7 protein-coding genes are annotated in these 5,840 nt (G+C 69.7%); 2 read left to right on the top strand and 5 right to left on the bottom strand.

Annotated features, from left to right (window positions below):
• Window positions 1-574 (top strand): FAD-binding protein (locus QZ994_RS18355; protein WP_290877057.1); only part of this gene is annotated, 574 nt, incomplete at its 5' end.
• Entirely contained in the window at window positions 574-1,260 is a 687-nt protein-coding gene (locus QZ994_RS18350) for a HutD family protein (RefSeq protein WP_290877054.1), read from the top strand. The genes QZ994_RS18355 and QZ994_RS18350, both read left to right, overlap by 1 nt.
• 4 nt (window positions 1,261-1,264) lie before the next feature.
• Here the strand turns inward: QZ994_RS18350 and QZ994_RS18345 are convergent, their stop codons facing one another.
• The 5 genes from QZ994_RS18345 to QZ994_RS18325 form a co-directional block, all read right to left on the bottom strand.
• On the bottom strand, window positions 1,265-1,954 hold the full coding sequence (locus QZ994_RS18345; RefSeq protein ID WP_290877052.1) for a GntR family transcriptional regulator: 690 nt from the start codon (window positions 1,952-1,954) through the stop codon (window positions 1,265-1,267).
• An 81-nt stretch (window positions 1,955-2,035) separates the two neighbouring features.
• Entirely contained in the window at window positions 2,036-3,049 is a 1,014-nt protein-coding gene (locus QZ994_RS18340; protein WP_290877050.1) for a porin, read from the bottom strand.
• Window positions 3,050-3,179: 130 nt separating this feature from the next.
• Window positions 3,180-4,283, bottom strand: coding sequence for an ABC transporter ATP-binding protein (locus tag QZ994_RS18335; protein WP_290877048.1), 1,104 nt, complete (start codon window positions 4,281-4,283; stop codon window positions 3,180-3,182).
• Window positions 4,273-5,082: an ABC transporter permease gene (locus tag QZ994_RS18330; protein WP_290877045.1), complete on the bottom strand. Its 810-nt coding sequence runs from the start codon at window positions 5,080-5,082 to the stop codon at window positions 4,273-4,275. Before QZ994_RS18330 ends, QZ994_RS18335 begins: the two co-directional genes overlap by 11 nt.
• A partial coding sequence (locus tag QZ994_RS18325; RefSeq protein WP_290877043.1) for an ABC transporter permease occupies window positions 5,072-5,840 on the bottom strand: 769 nt, incomplete at its 5' end. The genes QZ994_RS18330 and QZ994_RS18325, both read right to left, overlap by 11 nt.

Below are 5,840 nucleotides of genomic sequence, written 5' to 3'. Positions count from 1 at the left end.
GCGCCGTCCCATGTACGCCGGGGCCGTGCTGGCCACGGTGCAGGCCACCGGTGCCTTGACCCTGGCCACCGTGCGCGCCTCGGCCTTCGAGCCCGTGGGCAGCGTGGCCGAGCCCTGTGCCGTCGAGGTGCGGGCCGTGGTGCCGCCCGATGCCCGCAGCCGCGTGCTGGCCCGCGAGGCCGTGGCCAGCAGCCGCCCTGACCTGACCAAGGCCCGCGTGGTCGTGGCGGGTGGCCGGGGTGTGGGCGCGGCCGAGCACATGCAGCTCATCGAGCAGCTGGCCGACCGCCTGGGCGGTGCCGTGGGCGCGTCGCGTGCCGCGGTGGACGCGGGCTTCGCGCCCAATGCCATCCAGGTCGGCCAGACCGGCAAGACCGTGGCCCCGGCGCTCTACATGGCCTTTGGCATCTCCGGTGCCATCCAGCACCTGGCCGGCATCAAGGACGCCGACGTCATCGTGGCCGTCAACAAGGACCCTGACGCCCCGATCTTCCAGGTGGCCGATGTGGGGCTGGTGGGCGACCTCTTCGAGGTGCTGCCCGTGCTCAGCGCCCAGCTGCCCCAGGCCGCCTGATGCCCGCTGTGGACGCCTCTGCCATCGCCCCGGTCAGCCGGAGCGGCCCCCTGGCCGATGGCCGCGTGCACGCGCTCGGCGATCTGCCTTTACAGCCCTGGCGCAATGGCGGTGGACAGACGCGGCCCGTGGTGAGCGCCGCCTTGCAGAACGAGCCGCTGTGGCGCGTGAGCGCGGCCGAGTTGCAGGCCAGCGGGCCGTTTTCGGCCTTCCCCGGTCTGCACCGGCAGGCCATGCTGATCGCGCCCCTGGCCACCGATGCGACCCCTTCGGTGCTGACCTTGATGGTCGATGGCCAGGCCCATGCCTTGAACCAGGCGGGTGAGCAGATGGCCTTCGAAGGCGAGGCCCAGGTGGCACTCCGCCTGGGCGGTGGCCCCGCCCGTTTCTGGAATGTGATGACCCGGCGTGGAGGCGCCCAGGCCACCTTGCGGTGCTGGCGTGCGCCCGCGCTGACGGCCATGCCCACCTTGACGCTGCCCTTGCCGCATTCGCCCTTGGGCCCGCCGGATCAGGTCCTGCTGGTGCTGGCCGGCGTGATCAGTGTGGCCGGGCCCGACGGCGCCACGCGGGTGTTGCAGGCCGGTGAGCTGAGCCTGTGGCCGCAGGCCGAGGCGCTGGGCTGCCTGGCCGCCAGCCCCGATGCCATCGTGGTGCAGACGACGCTGGCACGCCGCGCCGCCTGACGGCTCATGCGCCTGCGGGCTCGGCAGCCAGGGCGCTGAGCGCCACCTGGGCTGCACTGTGCACGTGCGCCTGGGCCGCCTCGCTGGCCGCAGCTTCGTCGCGGGCGCGCAGGGCTTCGAGCAGGCGGCGCATCTCGCCCGGCGCCTGTTGCCCCCGCTGTTTGCTGGCGATGGTGATGGCCCGCAGGCGGTTGATGCGCGCGTTCAGTGACTGCACGATGCCCCAGGCGACCTGCTCGCCACCGGCGTTGAACATCACCTCGTAGAAGCGTGTGGTTTCGGCCAGCACCGTGGCGTGGTCACCCTGGGCAAAGGCCGCTTCGATCAGCATGATGGCGGCGGCCAGGCGGGTGAGGTCCTGTTCGCTGGCCAGGCGGGCGCAGGCCGCGGCGGCGTGGCCTTCCAGCAGGGCGCGCACGGTGTAGACCTGCCGGGTGGTGTCCGCATCGATGGTGGCCACGGTGGGGCCCTGGTTGGGCGGGCTGTTCACCAGCCCTTCGGTTTCGAGGTGGCGCAGCACCTCGCGCACCACGGTGCGGCTCACGCCCAGTTCGTCGCACAGCGTGCGTTCGACCAGGCGCTGGCCGGGCTGAAAGTACTGCCCGATGATCGCGTCACGCATCTTCTCGAGCGTGAGTTCGCGCAGCGTCTTCTGGCTGCGGTCAATCTTCAGTGATCCGGCGGTCCGGGGCATCGGTGAACTCCTGCAAGCGGGAGGGGCGCTCCGCGGGCCCCTCCTGGTGGTCGTCTGATTGTGTCAGCTGTGGCGAGGCGATCAGAAGCTGTGGTTGATGCCCACGCCGTAGCCCGTGTGGGACGAGCCGGACTCGGGCCGCTTGTGGGCCAGGTCGGTGTAGACATAGGTGCGCTTGGACAGCGGGTAGCGGGCACCCAGGGCGAAGTACTGCTCGTCGCCGGTGACCTGGTTCAGTCGGCCATAACCGGCCTGCAGCAGGACCTTGTCGAGCTGGTAGGTGGCGCCCAGGGTGGCGGCGTGGGCCGTGCTGGTGACCAGGGTGCCCTGGTAGGTGCTGATGTCGTAGGCGCCCATCACGGTCAGGGCGCCGAAGCCGTATTTGAGGCCCAGGAACTTGACGGTGTCGCCCGCGGCATTGCGGCCATAGGCCACCATGCCGTAGAAGCCGCCGATGCCGTATTTCAGGGCGCCCTGCACCGGCTTGCCCTGCCCGGTGGCGCTGCTGGCGCTGGCCTTTTCAGGGGAGCCGCTGAGCGACACCGAGGCCCCGCCGACGGTGGGCGAATCGTAGAAGATGCCGTTGTTGAGACGGTTGTACTCGGGGCTGCCGTTGTTGCTGGCGCGGTCGGTCGCGTAGTTGTAGTGCCAGTACTGCCAGGCGGGCGAGCCCAGGCGGTCGAAGTTGTCCCAGGGGTCGAAGGCCCAGTCGTTGGCGGCCACGGCGTCGTTGGCGCGGCCCAGGCGCACATGGCCGAAGTCACCCTTGAGGCCCACGGTGGCCTCGTCGTGCCAGAAGGGCTTGCCGCCGGATTCGGTGGCGCCGGTGTCGACCTCCATGCGGGTGCTCAGGCGGAAGGTGGTGAAGAGTCCGCCACCCAGGTCCTCCTTGCCGCTGAAGGCGAGGTTGCTGCGCGAGAGGTTGCCGACCTGGGTGGTCTGGTCCATGCCGCGGTAGACGCCCACGTCCAGCGTGCCGGAGACGGTCACGTTGGACTGGGCCAGGGCCGGGGCCGCCAGCGTGGCCAGCAGGCTGGCACAGGCGAGGGCGTTGAGCGGGTTCAGGGGGCGCATCGAGGAAGGCTGTCGGGACATGGTGGTTTCCTGTGTGGGCGAGGGGAGGGACAAGGAAGGGACAAGGGAGAGACTGAGAGGGCAAGGCTGCGCCCCGACCCGCCTGCCTGGGGCGGGATCATGGCGGGGCCGGGATGGGGCGGTGAGGTGCTCAGGCCAGCGCGTGCACCTGGCTGTGGGCGATGTCCCAGCTCAGCTGGGCGGTGTCGCCGATGGACCAGGCGCAGGGCGCATCAGGCGAGAGCGGCTGGCGCACGTGCAGCTCCTGCGCCCAGGGGGTGACGATGTGGACCTGCAGGGCATCGCCCAGGTAACTCAGGTCGCGCACCTTCACGGTCACCCCGGGGGCGTGTTCGGGCTTGTGGCGGGCCAGGCGGAAGCGGTCGGGGCGCACCATCAGCGCGGCCTTCTGGCCGGTGCGTGCATGGCAGCGCAGGGCCGCGCCACTCAGGCGGCTGCCATCGGGCAGGCTGAGCTGGGCCTGGTCGCCATCGCGCTGGTCCACGGTCACAGGCAGGAAGTTGGAGTGGCCGATGAAGCCCGCCACAAAGCGCGTGGCCGGCTCTTCGTACAGCTCGCGGCCGGTGCCCACCTGCTCGATGCGGCCCTGGTTGAACACGGCGATGCGGTCCGACAGGCGCAGGGCTTCTTCCTGGTCGTGGGTCACGTAGAGGATGGTGATGCCGGTCTCCTGGTGGATGCGGCGCAGCTCCAGCTGGATCTCTTCGCGCAGCTGCTTGTCGAGGGCGGAGAGCGGCTCGTCCATCAGCAGCAGCGGCGGGTCGTAGGCCAGCGCGCGGGCGATGGCCACGCGCTGCTGCTGGCCGCCCGAGAGCTGGCCAGGCATGCGCTCGCCATGCTGGTCGAGGTGCACCAGCTTGAGCATGGCCTTGACCTTGGCGGCGATCTCGCTCTGGCCCTTGCCGCGCACACGCAGCGGGAAGGCGATGTTTTCGGCCACGCTCAGGTGTGGGAACAGCGTGTAGCGCTGGAAGACCATGCCGATGTGGCGCCGGTTGGGTGGCACCGACAGCAGGCTGCGGCCCTGCAGCTGCACGCTGCCGCCGCTCGGGTCCTGAAAGCCGGCCACGATGTAGAGCGTGGTGCTCTTGCCCGAGCCCGAGGGGCCCAGGAAGGTCATGAACTCGCCCTGTCGGATGTCGAGCGAGACGTCGTCGATGGCCACGGCGCTGCCATAGGTCTTGCGCAGGCCGCGGATGCTCAGGAAAGGCGAAGAGGCGGTGTCATTGACCATGTTGGGGTCCTTTGCGGAAGGCGGCGGCGATCAGCATCAGCAGCAGGGTGAAGCCGATCAGCACCGTGGAGACGGCGGCGATGACGGGAGAGAGGTCCTGGCGCAAGGTGCTCCAGATGCGCACGGGCAGGGTCTCCATGCCGGGGGTGGCCATGAAGATGGAGACGACCACCTCGTCCCAGGACACGAGGAAGGCGAAGACGGCCGCGGCAAACAGGCTCAGGCGCAGCGCCGGCAGCGTGACCCGCCACTTGACCTGCCAGGGCGTGGCGCCGCAGATGAGCGCCGCTTCTTCGAGGGCGAAGTCGTAGCCCTCGAGGGCATTGCACAGGGTGATGATGGCAAAGGGCAGGGCGATGACCAGGTGGCCGATCACGAAGCCGGTGAGCGTGCCCGTGAGGCCCATCTTCAGGCACATGGCGTAGAGCGCCACGGCCAGCACCACGACCGGCAGCACCATGGGCGTGAGGAAGAAGCCGCGCAGCCAGGCCCGGCCGGGGAAGCGCCCGCGCACCAGCGCCAGGGCCGTCAGGAAGCCCAGGCTCACCGCCAGCACCATCACGATCAGCGCGACCTTGGTGCTGTGCCAGGTCGCCTGCAGCCAGCCCGGATCGGCCCACATCTCGCGGTACCACTGCAGCGTCCAGCCTGGGGGCGGGAAGATCAGCCACGGCGAGGAGCCAAAGGACAGCAGGGCGATGAAGACGATGGGGGCCAGCAGGAAGCCGCACACCAGCACCGCGATCAGGCCCAGGCCCAGCTTCAGTGGCCAGCCCAGCTTGTCGTGGTCAAGCAGCATGGCGGCCTCCTTGCGGGTTGAAGAGCTTGAGCTGCAGGGCGTAGAGGCCCAGGGTCACGGTCAGCAGCACCAGGGAGGCGGCGCCGGCCAGCCCCCAGTTGAGCAGGGACTGCACCAGCTGCGCGATCAGCTCGGCCAGCATCATGTGCGAGGTGCCGCCCAGCAGGGCCGGGGTCACGAAGTAGCCCATGGCCATCACGAAGACCATCAGCGCCCCGCTGGCCACACCCGGGGCCGCCAGCGGCCACAGGATGCGCCAGAAGGCCTGCCAGCGCGTGGCGCCGCAGGTGGCTGCAGCCCGCAGGATGGCCGGGTCGATGCCCTTGATCGTGGCATGCAGCGGCAGCACCAGGAAGGGCAGCATGATGTAGCTCATGCCGATGGTCACGCCCGTGAGGTTGTTGACAAGAGCGAGCGGCTCGCTGATCAGGCCCCAGCCCATCAGCGTCTGGTTGATCAGGCCGGTGCGTTGCAGCAGCACCATCCATGCGTAGGTGCGCACCAGCAGGTTGGTCCACATCGAGAGCAGCAGGATGCCCATCAGCAGGCTGGCCCAGCGCTGCGGCAGCATGGCCATGAGCCAGGCCACCGGGAAGCCCAGCAGCACGGTCACCACCGTCACCACCGTGGCCACCACCAGGGTGTTGTAGAGCACCTTGGCGTAGGTGAAGCTGCCCACCAGCTCGGCGTAGTGCTGCAGGCCCCATTGAGGCTCGCTCAGGCTGCGCAACAGCAGTGCCAGCACCGGCAGCACGAAG

The organism is Aquabacterium sp. (genome assembly GCF_021768455.1).
Lineage (GTDB): Bacteria > Pseudomonadota > Gammaproteobacteria > Burkholderiales > Burkholderiaceae_C > Aquabacterium.
This window is presented reverse-complemented; position numbering and strand designations above follow the sequence as displayed.